Source organism: Streptomyces sp. NPDC006691, from assembly GCF_042869955.1.
In the GTDB taxonomy this organism is placed as follows: domain Bacteria; phylum Actinomycetota; class Actinomycetes; order Streptomycetales; family Streptomycetaceae; genus Streptomyces.
In genome coordinates, this window is sequence record NZ_JBIAGW010000028.1 from 48721 (window position 1) to 65097 (window position 16377).

General features: G+C 69.0%; 15 protein-coding genes and 7 pseudogenes. 7 read left to right on the plus strand and 15 right to left on the minus strand.

Features of this window, described 5'->3' with window-relative positions; translation table 11 throughout:
- Positions 1–52: 52 nt before the first annotated feature.
- The 3 genes from ACFYNP_RS35275 to ACFYNP_RS35285 all read right to left on the minus strand — a co-directional run bounded on the left by ACFYNP_RS35275 (position 53) and on the right by ACFYNP_RS35285 (position 3116).
- Positions 53–1318 (minus strand): methylaspartate mutase, encoded by a 1266-nt coding sequence (locus ACFYNP_RS35275; RefSeq protein ID WP_388419574.1) that lies wholly within the window; start codon positions 1316–1318, stop codon positions 53–55.
- Positions 1315–1758, minus strand: a complete 444-nt coding sequence (locus tag ACFYNP_RS35280; RefSeq protein WP_388419576.1) for a cobalamin B12-binding domain-containing protein — start codon at positions 1756–1758, stop codon at positions 1315–1317. The genes ACFYNP_RS35275 and ACFYNP_RS35280 overlap by 4 nt, the downstream gene beginning before the upstream one ends.
- 62 nt (positions 1759–1820) lie before the next feature.
- On the minus strand, positions 1821–3116 hold the full coding sequence (locus ACFYNP_RS35285; protein WP_388791304.1) for a helix-turn-helix domain-containing protein: 1296 nt from the start codon (positions 3114–3116) through the stop codon (positions 1821–1823).
- A 252-nt stretch (positions 3117–3368) separates the two neighbouring features.
- On the opposite strand from ACFYNP_RS35285, the gene ACFYNP_RS35290 reads away from it, so the two are divergent.
- Positions 3369–3572, plus strand: a complete 204-nt coding sequence (locus ACFYNP_RS35290; protein WP_388419579.1) for a hypothetical protein — start codon at positions 3369–3371, stop codon at positions 3570–3572.
- Positions 3573–3648: 76 nt separating this feature from the next.
- On the opposite strand, the gene ACFYNP_RS35295 is transcribed toward ACFYNP_RS35290, so the two are convergent.
- The 6 genes and pseudogenes from ACFYNP_RS35295 to ACFYNP_RS35320 form a co-directional block, all read right to left on the minus strand.
- Positions 3649–6636 (minus strand): BTAD domain-containing putative transcriptional regulator, encoded by a 2988-nt coding sequence (locus ACFYNP_RS35295; RefSeq protein WP_388791324.1) that lies wholly within the window; start codon positions 6634–6636, stop codon positions 3649–3651.
- 276 nt (positions 6637–6912) lie between these two features.
- A pseudogene (locus ACFYNP_RS35300) lies at positions 6913–7137 on the minus strand (transposase); the annotation flags it as partial.
- A gap of 161 nt (positions 7138–7298) precedes the next feature.
- On the minus strand, positions 7299–7859 hold the full coding sequence (locus ACFYNP_RS35305; protein ID WP_388791306.1) for a DUF5753 domain-containing protein: 561 nt from the start codon (positions 7857–7859) through the stop codon (positions 7299–7301).
- A gap of 103 nt (positions 7860–7962) precedes the next feature.
- Positions 7963–8187 (minus strand): annotated as a pseudogene (locus tag ACFYNP_RS35310) (SAM-dependent methyltransferase); the annotation flags it as partial.
- Positions 8174–8593, minus strand: a complete 420-nt coding sequence (locus ACFYNP_RS35315) for a hypothetical protein (RefSeq protein WP_388791308.1) — start codon at positions 8591–8593, stop codon at positions 8174–8176. The pseudogene ACFYNP_RS35310 and the gene ACFYNP_RS35315, both read right to left, overlap by 14 nt.
- Positions 8594–8896: 303 nt before the next feature.
- Positions 8897–9668, minus strand: a pseudogene (locus ACFYNP_RS35320) (transposase family protein).
- Between the two features lie 801 nt (positions 9669–10469).
- Here ACFYNP_RS35320 and ACFYNP_RS35325 point away from each other — a divergent pair.
- Complete coding sequence (locus ACFYNP_RS35325) at positions 10470–10604, plus strand: helix-turn-helix domain-containing protein (protein WP_388791310.1); 135 nt, start codon at positions 10470–10472, stop codon at positions 10602–10604.
- An 18-nt stretch (positions 10605–10622) separates the two neighbouring features.
- Positions 10623–10904: a hypothetical protein gene (locus tag ACFYNP_RS35330; RefSeq protein ID WP_388791312.1), complete on the plus strand. Its 282-nt coding sequence runs from the start codon at positions 10623–10625 to the stop codon at positions 10902–10904.
- Between the two features lie 516 nt (positions 10905–11420).
- Here ACFYNP_RS35330 and ACFYNP_RS35335 read toward each other — a convergent pair.
- The 3 genes from ACFYNP_RS35335 to ACFYNP_RS35345 all read right to left on the minus strand — a co-directional run bounded on the left by ACFYNP_RS35335 (position 11421) and on the right by ACFYNP_RS35345 (position 13232).
- Entirely contained in the window at positions 11421–11675 is a 255-nt protein-coding gene (locus ACFYNP_RS35335; RefSeq protein WP_388791314.1) for a hypothetical protein, read from the minus strand.
- Complete coding sequence (locus tag ACFYNP_RS35340) at positions 11672–12661, minus strand: hypothetical protein (protein ID WP_388791316.1); 990 nt, start codon at positions 12659–12661, stop codon at positions 11672–11674. The genes ACFYNP_RS35335 and ACFYNP_RS35340 overlap by 4 nt, the downstream gene beginning before the upstream one ends.
- Positions 12662–12752: 91 nt before the next feature.
- The gene (locus ACFYNP_RS35345; protein WP_388791318.1) at positions 12753–13232 is read right to left on the minus strand and encodes a hypothetical protein; all 480 of its coding nucleotides are present in this window, start codon (positions 13230–13232) and stop codon (positions 12753–12755) included.
- Positions 13233–13371: 139 nt separating this feature from the next.
- On the opposite strand from ACFYNP_RS35345, the gene ACFYNP_RS35350 reads away from it, so the two are divergent.
- On the plus strand, positions 13372–13605 hold the full coding sequence (locus tag ACFYNP_RS35350; RefSeq protein ID WP_388791326.1) for a DUF6086 family protein: 234 nt from the start codon (positions 13372–13374) through the stop codon (positions 13603–13605).
- Between the two features lie 260 nt (positions 13606–13865).
- On the opposite strand, the gene ACFYNP_RS35355 is transcribed toward ACFYNP_RS35350, so the two are convergent.
- Entirely contained in the window at positions 13866–13991 is a 126-nt protein-coding gene (locus ACFYNP_RS35355) for a hypothetical protein (protein WP_388791328.1), read from the minus strand.
- Here ACFYNP_RS35355 and ACFYNP_RS35360 point away from each other — a divergent pair.
- A pseudogene (locus ACFYNP_RS35360) lies at positions 13948–14140 on the plus strand (AAA family ATPase); the annotation flags it as partial. The gene ACFYNP_RS35355 and the pseudogene ACFYNP_RS35360 sit on opposite strands and share 44 nt — an antisense overlap.
- Before the next feature lie 65 nt (positions 14141–14205).
- Here the strand turns inward: ACFYNP_RS35360 and ACFYNP_RS35365 are convergent.
- Both ACFYNP_RS35365 and ACFYNP_RS35370 read right to left on the minus strand, forming a co-directional pair.
- Complete coding sequence (locus tag ACFYNP_RS35365; protein ID WP_388791320.1) at positions 14206–14730, minus strand: DUF1877 family protein; 525 nt, start codon at positions 14728–14730, stop codon at positions 14206–14208.
- Positions 14731–14855: 125 nt separating this feature from the next.
- Positions 14856–15523: pseudogene (locus ACFYNP_RS35370) on the minus strand (ATP-binding protein); the annotation flags it as partial.
- 366 nt (positions 15524–15889) lie between these two features.
- Between ACFYNP_RS35370 and ACFYNP_RS35375 the strand changes: the two are divergent.
- Positions 15890–15955: pseudogene (locus tag ACFYNP_RS35375) on the plus strand (hypothetical protein); the annotation flags it as partial.
- A gap of 39 nt (positions 15956–15994) precedes the next feature.
- A pseudogene (locus ACFYNP_RS35380) lies at positions 15995–16377 on the plus strand (RHS repeat protein); the annotation flags it as partial.

A 16377-nucleotide genomic window follows, 5' to 3' on the forward strand; every position in this document is an offset into this window, starting at 1 on the left:
GGTTCGCTGGTGCGGAGGAGGGCGCGGCCGGTGGCGCGCGCCCGGACAGGGGTCACAGGGCGGTGAAGGCGCGTTCGTCGAAGGTGCGCTGGACGTACGAGAGCGCGCCGATGAGGTCGGCGGAGCCGAGGATCGCCCGCCGTCCCCCCGCCCGCCGGTGGCCGGGCAGTGGCAGCGAGCCGGTATCGGCCCACTCCAGACGCCCGTCGGGCGCGAGCGCGCTGCGCGTCCGGCCGGCGTTGTCCGGGTGCAGGCAGTACGGCACGTCGAGGTAGCCCCGGGCGAACGCGAGCACCAGGGCCCGGCCGATGTCCTGGTGGAGGCCGAGAACGGCCTCCACCAGGGCCCGGGCTTCGGCGTGGATCCCGGTGTCGGGTGCGGGCCCGGTCGGCATGGGGGTCGCCGCCGCGGTGGCGGCCGCCGTCTCCAACGCGCTGACGTTCTCCTGCATGGTCGGGATGCGGTGGGCCTCCGCCGTCGTCTTCACCACCAGACGGGCCGCGCCGGTGCGCACCGCGAGCCGGGCCGCCTCGTCCAGGAGCAGCGTGGCGCCCCCGGGCGAGAGCGGGTACAGGCCCATGTAGGCGTACAGCACCACGTGCCACTCCACGTCCGGCAGCAGTTCGGCCGCGAGCGCGGTCAGCGCCGCGACGGCCTCCTCGTCCTGGCGGACGTTGGTCTGCTGGGCGTAGCTGAGCGAGACGCTGCGCAGGCCGTGCCGACGGAAGAACAGCGCCTCCAGGACGCTGAGGGCCACCAGCAGCGACGGCGGGCAGAGCTGGCCCATCATGCAGCCGCCGAACGTCTCCAGGTGCGGTTCGGTGCCGTGCCGCCGGGCCCCGCCCAGCAGGGTGCAGCACCGCTCCCAGTCGGCGACCGCGGTGGCCAGCGGGACGCGGCTGTAGGGCAGGCAGTACGACACGGGGCCGCCCTCGGTCGCGTGCAGCCCGCTGGAGAGCAGCGCGGCGAAGACCGGGCCGGGCCGGGCCGAGCCGTGGCGGACCTGCACCGGGAAGTCCGGCCCGACGATCCCGTCAAGTACGCCACGGGTGACGTGGGGCGCGTGGGTGGCGAGGGGATAGCCGTTGAGCGCGGTGCCGGCTTCCACGGCCCGCCGGGCCGCGTCGAGTTCGCCGGTCCTGGTGTAGCTGTCCACGGTGAGGGTGCCGACCGTGGTGGCCGCGGCGTGCCGGGTGGCGTGCAGTCCCGCCCGCATCTGCTCGGGGCGGCTCATCCCCATCCTCGGCTGGACGACCAGGGTGCCCGCGTCCCGTGCCCGGGCCACGAAGCCGCCGAACGACGCTTCGGGCGCCGTCATGCCGCGACCATGCCGGCGCGCTCGGCGAGGTAGGCCGTGAACCGCTCGATCGCGCCGATCCCGGTGAAGACCTCGTCGAAGCCGGCCTCCCGCAGTGTCCGGCCCGCCTGCGCGTCGGCCTCGTCGGTGATACCGAGCTTGCCGCCGATCACCGTGGGTGTGGTGGAGAGTTCGGGCGTCGCGCGCAGTTGGGCGATCACCCGTCGACCGTCCAGCGCTCCGTGCCCGTTCACGCTGCTGAGCACGATCAGGTCGGGTCTTGTACGGCGGCACTGCTCGACGATCGACTCGTCGGGGACGCAGGCGCCGAGGTTGGTGACCCGGTGGCCGTGTTCCTCCAGGAGCAGTTGGAGGAACACCAGGTTCCAGGTGTGCGCGTCCGACGCCATGGTCGACACGACGATGTCCAGGCCTTCGGGTGCGGCGGCAGTGAGCGTCACGGTACGTCCTCGTCAGATGGGTGGCCGGTGAGCCGGGGATGGCCGGCAAAAACCGGGGATGGTCAGGAAGCCAGGGCCGGTGCGAAGGGCGCCGGCGCGGCGGGTTCAGCAACCGCCGGGGCCGCCGCCCGCTCGCGGCACAGGGCGCGCGAGAGGTTCAGCACGGCGAAGCGCTCGCCGTCCCCGGCCGGGACCGGACGGACCAGGCCGCGCAGCAGCAGTTCGTGCACCGTCGCGAGGAGCTCGGGGGCCGAACGGCCGCCGACCGCCATCGCCTCGTCGACCGACCAGTCGCGCGGAGCCGCGGCCAGCAGTGTCAGCAACTGCATCTGCCGCTCGGTCAGCGAGCCGTGCGCCTCGTCCAGGGCGTGGCGCAGATCGCCGCGTTCGCACAGGGTCACCGGCGGCGCGGGCAGACTGAACGGGGTGGCGGCGATCCGGGTGAGCAGTGAGGCCGGCGACTCCAGGAGGGTCCAGCCCGCCGCGTACTCCAGGGCGCGTGGCAGACCGTCCAAGTACCGGCACAGGGAGGCGATTTCGGGCCGGTCGGCCGGGTCGAGCTCCAGGTCGGGGCGGAGCCGCCGCATATGGGCCAAGAGCAGGCGCACGGCGGCGCTCTCCATGGCGGCCCCGGGCTCGGCGCCCGGCGCGGGCACGGCGAGTGGCGCCAGCGGGACCACCCGCTCGCCGTCCAGGCCCAGCGGCGTCCGCGCGGTTATCAGGACCCTCAACTCCGTTCCGCGGGCGAACAGTTCGTCGAGCTCGGGGCCCACCGCGCCGTCGGCCCCGTCCAGGACCAGCAGCGTGGGCCGGTCCCCGGTCAGTGCGGCGATCCCTTCGAGCCGGGTGTCCCGGCCCGGGACGCCTGCCGGGCGCGCGGGGTCGGCCGCCCCGGTCCGGTGGCCGAGGCCGACCCACTGCACGGCCCACCCGACCCTCTGGTGCACGCGCCAGGCCACGTCGAGGGCGAGCCGGGACTTGCCCACGCCGCCCAGGCCCACGAGGGACAGCAGGCGGTCGCCGTGCGCGGTCAGGGACTGGGTGAGCGACTCGGCCTCCCGTTCCCGCCCGATGATCGCGCCGCGCGGGGCCGGAGGCGCGACCGTCTCCTCGACGAAGACCCGCCGGCGGGCGGTGTCCTCGAAGACCGATCGCGGACGCCCCCGCAGCCCGAGGGCGTCCGCCACCAGGCGCACGGTCTCCTGGCGCGGGCGCTGCACCCGGCCCGCCTCCATGTCGCGCACGGCCCGCACGCTGAGCGACGCGTGGTCGGCCAGGCACTGCTGGGTCAGGCCCGCCCGTTCGCGCTGGAACCTGAGCAGCTCACCGAAACTGGATGCCGGCGGTATGCCGTCCATGCCGATCCTCCCCGGTCGCATTCGTCGATGACGTACGACGTGAGCCGTGTCCGGCCGCCGCACAGCGGTGATGTTGGCCGAGGGGGATATACGCGTACTCGTCGTCGCGAGGCCTGGCTCTACGGCCGGTGCCACCCGGCGAATATCGGCTGTATATCGGCGGCGGCCAGACTCGTCATCGAGCGAACGGGGCAGACCGACCCGGGACCTCGCCCACCACCGAACACGTCACGGCAGAGCGGACAGCGACTCATGAAGCAGCGTTCCCCCAAGACCTCGATCTCCCGCAAGACCGCCGTGCTGATCACCACGGTCTGCGCAGGCGTTCTCCTGGGTACCGCGTCCTACTCGGCTGTGGCGGTCGACCACCACCGTTCCGTCGGAGTCCGGGCCGACGGCGTGACCGGCGGTGGCCGGACGTCGGACCCCCAGGAGTGGAACAGCACGGGCGGCTGAGCACGGCACCTGTACGTACGCGAGCGGCCCGGCGCACAATGCGCCGGGCCGCTCGCGTACGTACGAGGGCGGCCGGTCAGGCCTTGGCCGCCGTGGACAGCAGACGCGCGATACGGTCCGCCTCCTCCGCCTCCGGCAGCCCGAGCCGCGTGAACACGTCCTGCGCGAGGCGCAGTTGGGCCAGACTGCCCTCCGGGTCGCCGGCGTCGGCGAGGACCCGGCCGATCACCAGGAGCGCATGGCCGCGCTCGCGTTCCAGACCCAGTTCCTCGCACAGCGCGAGCGCCCGCTCGGCCTCGGCCAGGGCCACGTCCAGCGAACCGAGCACCCGCAGCGTCTCGGCGAGGCGGAATCGCGCCTGCGCCTCCCGCCCGCGGACCCGGGCCGAAACGCACATGTCCAGGCAGCGGGTGAAGCTGATGACCGCGTCGGTGTGACGGCCCGCCTCGTGCAGCGCCATGCCGTGCACGTACCACGCGTAGGAGATGCCGTGTGGATCCTCCAGGGCGTGCAGTTCGGCCAGTACCCGCTCGCACGAGGCCGCGGCCTCCTCCGGCCGCCCGCTGCGCAGCCGCGCGTGGGCCGCGTTGAGGGTGGTCACCAGCTCGCCGGAGCGGTGCCCCAGCTCCCGGGCCAGCTCGATCGCCCGGTCGTAGCACTCCACCGCGTCGCCGTAGCGCTGCTGGAACTGCGCGATCAGACCACGGTCGTTGAGCAGCTGCCGCAGGATGACCTTGTCGCCCGACCGTCGGCAGGCGTCGGTCGCCAGCCGCGCGTGCAGCTCCGCCTCGGCGAGCTGCGTGGAGTGCAGCGCGGCGTTGCCGCACACGAACCGGGCCCGCCCCTCGGCCTGGTCGTCGCCCTGGAGGGCCGCGGTCTCGGCCACCATCCGCGCGGCGGCCGCGAGTTGGGTGTACGAGACGTCCCGGGCGAACGGCGTGAGGCAGACCAGCAGATTGGCCGCGGTACGCAGGACCTGAGGGTCCCGCTCCGGCGTACCGCGGGCGGCCAGCGCGACGGCGCTGGCGGCACAGTCGAACTCCGACACCACCCAGGCGCGCGCCTCGGCCAGACCGGTCAAGGCGGCCTGCGGCCGGACGCCGTGTCCGAGCAACGCGCCCACCGGGTCGCCCGGCACCATGGTCTGGAACGCGGCGCAGGCGCCGGCCAGGAGGTGGTCGAGCAGCCGGCGCAGGACCGCGGCCTCCTCCACCCCGTCCGGGCCGCCGCCCGCCGCGTCGGGTGGTGTGGTGGTGAGTTGCAGCGCGAACGCGCGGACCAGGTCGTGGTACCTGTAGCGGCTGGGCAGCGGCGCCTCCAGCATGGCCGCGTCCACCAGCGACTCCAGCAGGTCCTCGGCCTCCAGGGGAGTGAGACCGAGCGCCGCGGCTGCGGTCTCCAGGCCGATGCCCGCCCGGGTGACAGGAGCCAGCAGCCGGAAGCACCGGGCCTGTTCGTCGGTCAGCTGGTGGTACCCGAGCTCGAAGGCCGCCGCCACGGCGAGGTCGCCGGACCGCAGTTCGCTGATCCGCAGCCGCTCGTCGGTGAGCCGGTCCGTCATCGAGGCGATCGTCCACCGCGGCCGGGCGGCGAGCCGGGCGGCCATGATCCGTACGGCGAGCGGGAGATGGCCGCAGAGTGCCACCAGCTCCTCCGCGGCCCGCCGCTCCGCTTCGACGCGCGGAGCGCCGACGACGTCCCGCAGCAGTCCGAGCGCCTCGTCCGTGCCGAACACGTCGAGGTCGGTCTGGAAGGTGGTCGGCAGGCCGGTGAGTCTGGCCCGGCTGGTGACGATCACCCCGCACTCGGCCGAGCCCGGCAGCAGTGACCGGATCTGCGCCGGGTCGCGCGCGTTGTCGAGCATCAGCAGGACCCGGCGGCCGTCGAGGGTGGTGCGCAGCAGTTGGGCCCGGTCCTCCGGTGACGTCGGCACCGACTGCCCGGGGATGCCGAGCGCGGTCAGGAAGCCGCCGAGCACGGTGCCCGGGTCCGCCGGCTCCAGGCTGTTGCCGCGCAGGTCCACGTAGAGTTGTCCGTCGGGGAAGTGCCGCTTGGCGTGGTGCGCGCCCATCACGGCCAGGGTGCTCTTGCCGATGCCGCCCATACCGGTGATGGAGACGACCGGGAGGGTCACCCGCCCGGGGTTGCCGAGCGTCTCGCACAGTGCCTCAAGTGCGGCGGCTCGGCCGGTGAAGTTTGCGGTGGCGGGCGGCAGTTGAGCGGGCCGGGAGGCCGGTGGGCGCTGCGCGCGCTCGGCCGCGGGGGCCTCGACCACGGGGGTGCGGCGCTCGCGGGGGGCGGCGAGCAGCTGTGGATCGTTGGTGAGGATCCGCTCGTGCAGCGCGCACAGCTCCGGCCCCGGGTCGATGCCCAGCTCCTCGGCCAGCCAGTGCCGGGCCCGGCCGAACGTGGCCAGCGCCTCCGCCTGCCGCCCGGTCGCGTACAGCGCGCGCATCAGGAACCCGTAGGGCCGTTCCTGCATCGGGTACTCGTGGGTGAAGGCGATGAGCTCAGGTATGAGCAACTCGTTGCGGCCCTCGCGCAGATGATGGTCGAAGCGCTCCTCCAGCAGGGTCAGCCGCAGCGCGACGAGCCGGGACCGCTGCTGCTCGGCGAACGGCCCGGGAACCCCCGCCAGCGGCTCGCCCTGCCACAGGTCGAGTGCCTCGGTCAGCAGCCGGCCGCACTCGCTCTCGTCGCCCGCGTCCCGGGCGCGCACGGCCCCGGCCGCCAGGTCCTCGGCCCGCACCGCGTCCACCGAGGCGGGTTCGACGAGGAGTTGGTAGCCGTCCCGGAGGGAGACCAGGCGCGTGGGCGCCGAGCGGTCCTCCTCGACGATCCGCCGTAGCCGCCAGGCGTACGTACGCAGACTCGCCAGCGCCGAGTCCGGGGGAGCCTCCCCCCAGATCGCGGCGATCAGCTCGTGCGCCGCCGCGGCTCGCCCCGACCGCAGGAGCAGCGCCGCGAGCAGGGCCTGCTGCTGGGGCGCCCCGGTCGCGAAGTCGGCCTCGCCGCGCACGACCCGCACCGCACCCAATACCGTGAATCTAATGTCCTCGCTCATGGACCCAGAGCCCCCTCGCTCCTCAACCACCCCCAATCCGGCGCACCGGTATCGCGCTCCGAACCCCCCAGTGAAGTATCCACCACGCGCCGCACATGCCCAGGCCACGTGCCGTACTCGTCCGTATCGGAGGGCGTCGACGGGTCCCTCGTGGGCCGCAGCCGGGAATGTCGTTTCGTGGGGGTGCGGTTGAGGGGTGCGCGTTGTCTGTGCTGGGGGTTTCCTGGTTCGGTCGAGATCGGGTGGAGCGGGGTCTGGCCGGGCCATGGGCTTGCTGGTGTGGGTTTTGGAGCGGGCTCGTCGGCGGTCGTAGTGGGTGCGGGAGGCCGGGGCGGCGTTCATGCGAGCGAGGGCGGAGAGGAACATGGCGCGTTTGAGCTGCCGGTTTCCGCCTCTGGGTGCGTGTTCGCTGTGGATCGAGGTTCCTGACGACCTGGTCGTGGGGGCGGAGCCGGCGTAAGAGGCAAGGGGGGCGCTGGCAAAGCCGGTGCCGTCGCCGACGGCACCTTCCGGGCCCGACGACACCACCCCCAGGTCATCCGATCGACAGAGGGGACACAGCCATGCCGGACCCGGAGCCCTGCGGCCCCATTGCAGGACCGCGAAGAAGATAACGAGGGGGCGGCCCACGTCAGAAACCGGCCACGTCCTGAGGCTGCCGCTCAAAGGCCGCGAGATGTCGGCGGCGGTCGGCGATCCGCGTCGGCCTCCTCCCCGTACACGGCTCCCTGCGCCAGCAACCCGAAGGCCCGCTGGTAGGTGGTGACTTGTTCCACTGAGGTGTGGGTGGGACTGTCGCCGAAGTTTTCGAGTTCGACTCGTTTGCCGTCGAAGATTCCGAATGAGTTGCCGGGGTGGATGCCGAGCTGGGCGCGGTCGGGTACGACGCCCAGCTTGAGGCCCGGTAGGCCGAACGAGTCGCGGAGTCGCGCTAGTTGGCCGCGCATGACCCCTATGCCTCCGATGTTGCGGCGAAGAGCGGCTTCGCCGAGCAGGACGTGGTAGGTGCGGCCTTCTTCGCCGATGAGGCCGGCTCGGGCGGTGCGGGCGGTGACACCGGCTTCGATGTCGTCAGGGAAGCCGTGGAAGTCGACCACGAGGCGCAGCATCGCCCGGACGTAATCGGGTGTCTGGAGGTTGCCCCAGATCACGTTCTGGCAGTAATGCTGGGAGTCCTTGGTCTGGCGCACCAGGTCGAGAAACGCCTCCTGCGTGGGTCCCATGCCTTGCCGGTGTAATTCGGGCCAGGGCTTCGATGGCCCCGGGGGAGTGGACATCGGCCAGGTGAAAGCGCAGGCGGGGGAGGTGCCCGTAGGTGCTGACGGCGCGCTGGTGCTGTGCGGGGGAGCTGTCGACGGCGTCGACGATCGCGCCGTGGTCGCGTGCCAGGTGTGCGGCCTGGCGTCCGGTGCCGCTGCCGAGGTCGAGGACCAGCGCGCCCGCGAGGGAACCCAGTACCTCGGTGCCCGGTCCGGCCTTCGATGAGCGTGGAGCGGCTCCTGGACCAGGCGAACCCGAACATCCACAAAATGCATCCCTAGAAGATGTTATAGAAGATTACATAAACCCACAGCAGCTGGGGTATGAGAAAAAATCCTTCGAGGAGTAGCATGGATCGAGTGGAGAATTTCTGCCCGGGTTCCCCGTCCAGCCAGTTCTTCAACTGCGCACGATGCGGGAAGAAAGGATCGTAGACTATATCCACTGCCTCATCCGGCTCTATCGGTCTGGAGTAGTTCGGCCGGGTGGTGTGGATCTGTCTCTGCCCGTTCACCGTGACATATTTGATAGTAGAGATCGACGCGCTTTCATCCCATGAAATCCTCACGCAGATCCCACTCACAGTAACTCCACGCTGCTTCAATACGCGAGACTTTCGGCGAGGCGCAATCACGAATGCGTAGAAGAATGGCAGCGGCGCAAGCACCCCGAAACCCATCACCAGAATGATGCCCATTCAGGTAATACACCTCTCAAGTGAAGTAAGAGTTGAGGTCATCCTAGCACCACAAACGATCATGCGATCGCCCCAATTAGGGCCTGTGTGATGTCGTGATCAACTGTTGGTTTCTGCCCCGTTCGCGGGGTGGAGTCCGGTAGGACTGTTGTCGTGACGCGCAGGCAACCCACCCATGCTCAGTGGAAGTTCATCGAGCCGTATCTGCCGATCGGTGGGTACGGGCCGTATGCGAGTGGCACCCCTATTACGAGTTGGTGCGTGATTGCGTGGGGGCTGTGTTTGCCCTGCTCGGGGACGATGTCAGGGGTTGGTCGCGCGATCGGAGACGAGGCCGGCGATGGCTCGGTAGGTGTCGGGCCGGTGGTCGCGGCGGTGGGTCCGGCGCATGAGTTGTTTCCAGCGCTTGTGGTCGGCCAGTGCGTGCTCGACGGTGATGCGGTCGCTGGAGTGGTCGTGCCGGTCACGTCCCCACTGCGTGACTCTGCCGGGCAGTGGTCCTGGCCGTGGGTTTCGGGGTGGGGTGATGGCCTGGCCGGGGTGGTCGCGGCCCAAGCCCAGGTAGCCGTCGTCCAGCAGTACCTCGACCAGGTCGAGGTGGCGGAAGCAGTCGCTGATGCCTGCGGCTCGGGCCGCGGTCGCATCATGCATCCGCCCTGGCTGTAGGCCATCGGTCCACAGCGTGCGGCCTTTGAAGTCCGCGATGACGGTGGCCTTCATCGTGTTCTGCTTCCTCTTGCCCGACACGAACGCACGCCGTCCGCCCCGGCCCGCAGCAGGGCGGCGGACCTGGATCTCAGTGGCGTCCAGCCTCAGTTCGACGCCTTCGGCCTGGGCGTAGGCGAATACATCCTCCAGCGTGCGAAGCCGCAGGCCAGGCCGGTCGGGAACGGCGAAGCCCCGATCGGCCAGCAGCCGGCGCACCTCGCCGATGGCCCGGGTGACCGTCGCGCCGCGAACCGTTGGCCCTCAGCTGACGCCATCCACGGATCGGCCAACTCCTGCACCAGAAACGCCAGATGATCCGTCGAGACCCCGTGAACAACGGATGCGCCAACACCGCCCGATCAACCATGCCCCTCACCACCAGAGCATGCCCACCCGCTATCACGCACCAACTCGCTGGAGGGTCGGCCACCTGCACCGCCAGCGAACGCATGGCACAACTGCTTGGTGGCCCAATCAGCATGAAGGCCCTGGAACTCACTCCAGGGCCTTCACTGTGACGAGACAGAATGAGGGCTACCTCTTGCGCGCCTTACTCACCAGAAATGCCACCCCCACGATGATGATCAAGATGATCGCAATTGTCCAGACATGTGGGGTCCCGTGAGCGGCTCCCTTGGCTAGAAAAAGCCCGTGATTCATTATGGCCTCCCTGGTCTTGTTGCTGGTACCACCTAATAATTGAGTACGCTACTTGCGGCCTTTTCGCCCAGCTCTCCAGCCCCACAGCCGACCCCGTGACCCCGAAGCAGGTGGCTCCGACAGCTAGCCCACCCACACCCGCGGTGGGCGGGCTGGCGGCAGTCGCGACTGCTGCCACACCCGGCCTCAGCAGCGGCGCCCGCTGCTATACGACTCCTGTAGGCAGGGCATCTTTGTAGTTGCCCTCGCTGATGTCCTTGGCCATGCTGCCGACGTCATATATGTCGAACACCTTACCTACGGCATCGAAGAGGGACAGGCCGTTCGGGTCCATCCTTGTGCTCCGCCGTGCCCTTGGAGCTGACCGCTGCCGAGCGCCATCGGATCAAGAAGATGGCCTACGGCCGCAAGACCCGTACCAGGCACGCCAGCGGGCGACGATCGTGCTCCTGGCAGCACGAGGCCGCAGCAATGCCATGCCCGGATCGCCGCCGAAACTCACCTGCACGTGGACACCGCGCGCCGCTGGCGCGGCCGCTTCGCGGCCGGCCGGGTGCCCGCCCTGGCCGACCGCAAGCGGTCGGGTTGGCCTCCGACGTTGACCGCGCTGCAGATCGTCGAAGTCGAAGCACTGGCCTGCTAGTTACCGGTCGAGACAGGCGTGCCGCTGTCGCGCTGGTCGTGCCGGGAACTGGCAGCCGAGCTGACCGCGCGGGGAATCACCGACAACCTCTCGGCGTCCACGGTGCGCCGCCGGCTGGCCCAGGACGCGCTCATACCCTGGCAGCGCCGCTCCTGGATCTTCGTCACCGACGCGGCGAGTTGCGGGTCGTGGGGCCAAGGCCGGGTGGGTGCGGTTTACGTGGGCGTGGGCGGCTCGGCGTTGTTTGTACAGCCACCATCCCAGGGGGAAGCCGTCGTGTTCGGTGCGGCAGCCGGCTGAGGTGAGGTGGCTGTGCTGGGCGGTCCAGGCTTGGCGTAGGGCAGGTTGGCCGCGAAGGCGGAGGGCCGGTTTTCCAGCCGCGGGCGGGCTGGTCGGGGAGGTTTCGGTGGTGGGGCCAGAGCACGGGCGCGTTCGCTGGTGAGGCCGGTCTAGGCGAGCAGTTGTTGCTGCTCGGAGTGGAGGCTGCGGTAGCCGGGGCCGTGGGCTCCTGGAAGACGTGAGGCCAGGTGGCCGGGGCACGACCGGGAGCCTGGCCTCGCGCATGGACTCCCAGGGCCTCTTCCGCAGGTGTTCAAGGGCTTGGCGGTACCGTGCTCTCCCCGCCGCATGATGGCCGAGGAGCGCGGACTCCACAGGGGACTCCGTTCCCCTGGCCCATCGAGATGCAAGTCTCTCCGGTGTCCAATGTCCGAGGTCACGGCCCTCCCTGCCGGTGGGCGCCACGTGGCGCAGTAGCCGGATAGCGCGTGGGCGCGCACAACAGCCGATGTCGACTTCAGTAGGCCCGTGAGTGGCTCAGCTGCGGCCTCTCCGGTCCTTGTAGTTGACGAAGTAACCCACCACGAGGAGCATGCCGAAAACCCCGAGGCCGAAGGTGCCGAGGATCGTCCAGATCCCCTTGCCGTCCAGCATGGATCGCACTGCCCCAGCGAGTCCGCCGACGGACATGCAGATGCCGAGGACCAGCGTCTGTGGGCTTTGGGGCCTGAGCCAGTGCCGCAGGTCCGGGTGACGGCGCTGGGGCGTGGGTGGGCCTGCTGAGTGGGTCATGGGTGGTACTTCACCTTTCCCGGCTCTTCCGGGGTCTCCACATGAGTGTCGCCCGGGTTCCTGGGCTGGTTGGGCGAGTAGGAGAAGTCGATCCCCGTCGCAACTACAGAGACCGGCACGCTGAATACTTTTAGCCCGACCTTGCCGATCGAGTTGATGAACGTGGGGCGATGGTGTTTACCGGTTACGTCGCTCAGGAGGGAACCCTTGGCGAGGTGTTTGCTGGCCTCGCCGCCGGCCGCTGAGGGGGAACCGCCAATTGCTCCTTGTATCGCGCCGTTGACATCTCCGTGCAGTGCGGCTTCACCGCCGTCCATCCAGGATCGGTAACTGAGGAATTCAGCGATGGGCTTGATGGTGCCGCTGCCCCATTTCGCGGGCGGGGTGTAGTCGACCCAGTCCGTCTTCGTCTGTTGCGCCCGCTTGGCGTCGGTCTTCGCGTCCTGGAGGGACCTGTAGTACATGCTGCCGAACTTGTTCTTGTCCTTGGTAAGTTGCCCCAGGCCCCAAGAACAGGTCGAGTCCGCTTCCGCTGCCCGGCCGATGATGGCATCTATACGCAGCTGGAGGGCGCCGAAGTCGTCCTGGGTTACCACGTGTTCGGGGTCCCCGCTGGACATGCGGGGAGGCTGGGCACTGCGGATCAGCGTGCCATCTGCGTGGATCGTGATGCCGGCGGGCGGGTTTTCGCAGAGGGCCTTCAGATCGTCCTGGGCCGCCTTGATCGTGGCATGTGCGGAACTCAGTAGGTTTGCGATGCTCTCCGCTTCGGTGACGGCGTCGGTGAAGTCGTCCGACACCCGCACGACGAACGGCTTGGTAACGGCGGCGTTCTCGCCCTGCCATTCCGTGCCCTGAGCCAGGCTGCGCATGCTCCCGGCCTCTTTCGCGGCTTTCTTCAGCAGCGCCGCCATGGCGGCCCAGTCCTCGGCCGCCGACTGCAGCGGTGAGAGAGTAACGTGGAGAAGCTGTTCGAAGGTCGGCACCGGCCCCCCTGCCGTTCTTGGCGTCGCCGCCGTGGTTTCCGGAAGACTCCCGTTCTGCTTCGGAGTCCCCCGCCCGTACACTGACCAGTCGTCACATGATGGGCCCGTCCGCCTTCGGAATGTGGGGCACCGCAGAGTCTGAGACGGGGGGTGGTACGTCGAGATACTCGGAGATCTTGGAGACCTGCGTCTGCGCGGCGATGAAGCGGTCATCCTGCTGGGACGACGTCACCGAGTAGTCGAGATGGTTGGAGATCTGAGCGCAGGCGTCGACCAGCACCTGGACCTGCCCTCGCCATCCCTCTTCAGCTTTGGCCAGTGCTGCTCCGATGCTGAACCCGTCGTTCCCCAGGCTTTTAGCGGCGGCCTCGGTCTGGGACTGCGCATGTTTGGCAGCACTCAACACGTGCTGATGCAGCAAGAACGCTGCATGCCCGATCTTCCCCATGTCGTCGTATCTGAGGATCAGGTCAGCGCCACCGGACGCCGTTCCACCGGGATCCATGGGCACGCTGTCCAGCCGCATCAGCGCCTCTGCCTTCAGCCCTGACCACTCCTGATCGAACGACACGCTGCCACACCCCCGTTACTTCGCTGATCAGATGAGCCTACCTGTGTGGGTCCCGGGCGGGACGCCCAGGGCTCCGCGTCAGCCGAGGAAGTCAGGGCCGGCGCCGCAAGCTCGTGATCTCGGCGAAGACATCGGCCGGATGTTTGAGGTCAACGCCGAGAAGTTCAGCGATTTCACGCAAGAATTGCTCTCCCGCAGGGCAGTGAGCAGTCACCAGTATTTGTGGATGCTGTTGGACTCGGTCCTCCCGATCTCGATCACCATGCTGAGGCGAGCGGGAATCTCCGCCAGCGGTAAGACTCAGTTGGAGCGGGAGTACTTGGCGACCGTCAACGCGATAAACCTGCCGACGCTTGAACCGCCACGAGAGTAAACAGCACACCATGTCGTTGGGGCCGCACAGTCAGCGCGGCCCCAACGACACCTCCTTGCGAGTCCTCCGCGACTTCGAGGATGCAGCCGACAACCGAGGATGGGGCCCGGCGCTGCTCACCTGCGCCGCGACCTGGAGCGCTCTTTCCTGTCCGCGCTGCGCGGTGGCGCCCCCAAAGTTGCACCACCGCGCAGGCGTTGGACGGGCTGGTTGTCGAAACCATCGAAGCGACCGGGAGTTTCGCGGTCTGGAAGCGTTCCTCAACTGCCCAGCGGCTGCCCCGCGATGTGGATCAGCTGATCCAGGGTGGTCTCGGCGGTGCAGTAGGCGATGTAGTAGGAGATCTCCTCCGACCAGGCATGCCGCATGCTGCGGCTGCCCACCATCCTCCAGCAGTTCCAGGACCGGGCCGACGGAGCGGCCCGGGACCAGATGTCCTAGCGGGCGTTCCTGGCGGAGCTGCTGATGGCCGAGTGCGGACGACCGGGCCCGCCGCCGGTCCGAGCGCCGCATCCCCCTCTGCGGACGCTCGCGTAATTCCCCCGGCGGAAGGTCACGTAATTCCCCAACTGCTGACGTGAGCCGACGAGGCCGGCCGTATCAGTCCCACCAGAGCACGACGAGAAGCTGCCGTTGGGATGCACCACGGTAGAACTCGCGCATGGCGTTGAAGTGCTCCAGCAGGTACTTCTTGGGGCCGCCGACGATCTTGTCCGCGCCGTTGCCGATCAAGGAGGCGGCTTCTGCCTCGTCTGTCGGCAAGGCGGCCAGGAGAGCCGGAAAGTCGATCTGCCCGAGTAGTTCCGCGGCGCGAGCCACTTGAGCCGTGGAGAGGGCCGTGGGGTCGGGCCCGAAGGGTCCAATCGCATGCAGATGCGCGCTGAGGAAGGCGAGGTCGATGGCGGTGTCACCGCCGAGAGCCTGCCGCAGAGCAATGCGATGGACGCCATCGAGACCCGCCAGCTCACAGACCCGTTCGAGCAGGAACGGGGCCCAGTCCAGGTCAAGAACATCCGCGGAAGGTGGATCCCAGAGAGGATCTCCATCCGGCGATTCGTCGGCTGACTGGCGGCAGGAGGCGAGATACTCCGCCGAGATGCGGGCAAGCTGCTGGGTGACGGCCATGACGGCAGTATCCCGACGACGTCCACCGGTTTTCCCCACTTGGTCTTGTCGGTGGGGTTCCTCGGACGCTTGTTGGGGCGATAGCTCGGGCCGCTCATGATGACTTGGTGGCTGGTGTTGATGAGCCGGTCCAGGAGCGACTCGGCGACGACGGGGTTGGGGAATAGGGGATGCCAGTCGCTGGGTGCCCGGTTGCTTGTGATGATCAGAGACCGGCCCTGCCGCTCGGAGACGTGTTCGTAGAGGTCGTCGGCCTGGGCCGCGGAGAGCTGACGCATCGCGAAGTCGTCGAGGATGAGGACGTCGGGCCGGATGAGTTCGCGGATCCGTTTCTCCCGGATGCGGTCCGCGTGGCCGCCGGCGAGGTCGGCGAGGATGCGACTGGTCTGGCGAAGCGGTCGTCGGCGCCCCGGCAGACGGCGAGGTGACCGAGGGCCTGGGCGATGTGCGTCTTGCCGACGCCGACCGGGCCGAAGAGGATCACTGACTCGCCGGCATGCAGCCAGCGCAGGGCTCCCAGGTCCCGGATCTCCGCTGCGGGCAGTTTCGAGGAAGCGGTCAGGCCAAACTCCTCAAGGGTGACCTGCTGCTCGAACTTCGCCCGCTGCAGGCGCCGTTGGAAGGCGATGGTCTCGCGGCGGGTGATCTCGTCCTGACAGAGGACCTGCAGGAAGTCGAGGCGACCGAGTTCGCCGCCGTGAGCCTGGGCGAGGCGGGCGTCGAGGGTCTCCAGCATGCCGGACAGTCGCAGGGCCTTGAGTGACTCCCGCAGCGCAGCGTCCATCACGGTCATCGGGCTTCCACCTCGGCTTCGTCGCGCACTTGGTCGGCGTGGTCGTCGTCCGTCGTGTCGGGGGTCGCGACGGTGGAGATGAGCGGGGTCAGGCCGTGTAGGAGAATTCGGGAATGGGGAATTACATGACGCTCAAACCGCCCAACCAGGGGAAAAACTCGAACGTCGACACCGTCACGGCCTGACATCCTTTGCCGGGGTTGCCCAAGCCGTGTGATGTGAAGGACTTTCTGTTTCCGGAGCGAGGCTGGGTGACCTTTGGGCTCGACTCCCAGTCGGTCCTGACCTACACCCCGGACGGCAACGTCGACACCTACACCCACACCCGGCCCGTCCGGGACCACCGGCTACACCTGGGGCGACGCCGACCGCCTCCACCTCCTCAAAGCCCCCGACGGCCGGACGACGACGTACGACTACGACGCCAACGACCACCGCACCACCACCTACCCCGGCAACACCGTGCAGAGCGTGGTCCTGGACGCCGACGGCAAGCCCAAGAGCATCAAGGCGACCTCCCCCAAGGGAACCCTCGTCGACCCGGCCTACACCTACACCTACACCTACCGCCCCGCCGGAGCCACGGCCGACAAGAGCGGCGTCAAGATCTACTCCCGCACCGACAATCTGGACGCCACCCACCGCACAACCACCTACGCCTACAACGACGCCGGCCGCCTCGACACCGCCCGGGACACCAACAGCACCGGCGCGGACGCCGGATCCTGGAAGTACTGCACGGATCAGGCCGGCAACCTCAAGTACCTATCGTCCGCACCGCCCAACTGCCCCACCGCCATCGGCTACGGCTACAACGACGCGGGCCAGCTCACCACCACGAACATGTCCACCAC

Bases quoted from the DNA above. Each gene is read 5' to 3' on its own strand.
- ACFYNP_RS35275 (WP_388419574.1), bottom strand. From the start codon at position 1,318: ATGACGGCGCCCGAAGCGTCGTTCGGCGGCTTCGTGGCCCGGGCACGG.
- ACFYNP_RS35285 (WP_388791304.1), bottom strand. From the start codon at position 3,116: ATGGACGGCATACCGCCGGCATCCAGTTTCGGTGAGCTGCTCAGGTTC.
- ACFYNP_RS35290 (WP_388419579.1), top strand. From the start codon at position 3,369: ATGAAGCAGCGTTCCCCCAAGACCTCGATCTCCCGCAAGACCGCCGTG.
- ACFYNP_RS35295 (WP_388791324.1), bottom strand. From the start codon at position 6,636: ATGAGCGAGGACATTAGATTCACGGTATTGGGTGCGGTGCGGGTCGTG.
- ACFYNP_RS35305 (WP_388791306.1), bottom strand. From the start codon at position 7,859: ATGGGACCCACGCAGGAGGCGTTTCTCGACCTGGTGCGCCAGACCAAG.
- ACFYNP_RS35315 (WP_388791308.1), bottom strand. From the start codon at position 8,593: ATGGGCATCATTCTGGTGATGGGTTTCGGGGTGCTTGCGCCGCTGCCA.
- ACFYNP_RS35335 (WP_388791314.1), bottom strand. From the start codon at position 11,675: ATGACCCACTCAGCAGGCCCACCCACGCCCCAGCGCCGTCACCCGGAC.
- ACFYNP_RS35350 (WP_388791326.1), top strand. From the start codon at position 13,372: ATGTTTGAGGTCAACGCCGAGAAGTTCAGCGATTTCACGCAAGAATTG.
- ACFYNP_RS35355 (WP_388791328.1), bottom strand. From the start codon at position 13,991: ATGGTGGGCAGCCGCAGCATGCGGCATGCCTGGTCGGAGGAGATCTCC.
- ACFYNP_RS35365 (WP_388791320.1), bottom strand. From the start codon at position 14,730: ATGGCCGTCACCCAGCAGCTTGCCCGCATCTCGGCGGAGTATCTCGCC.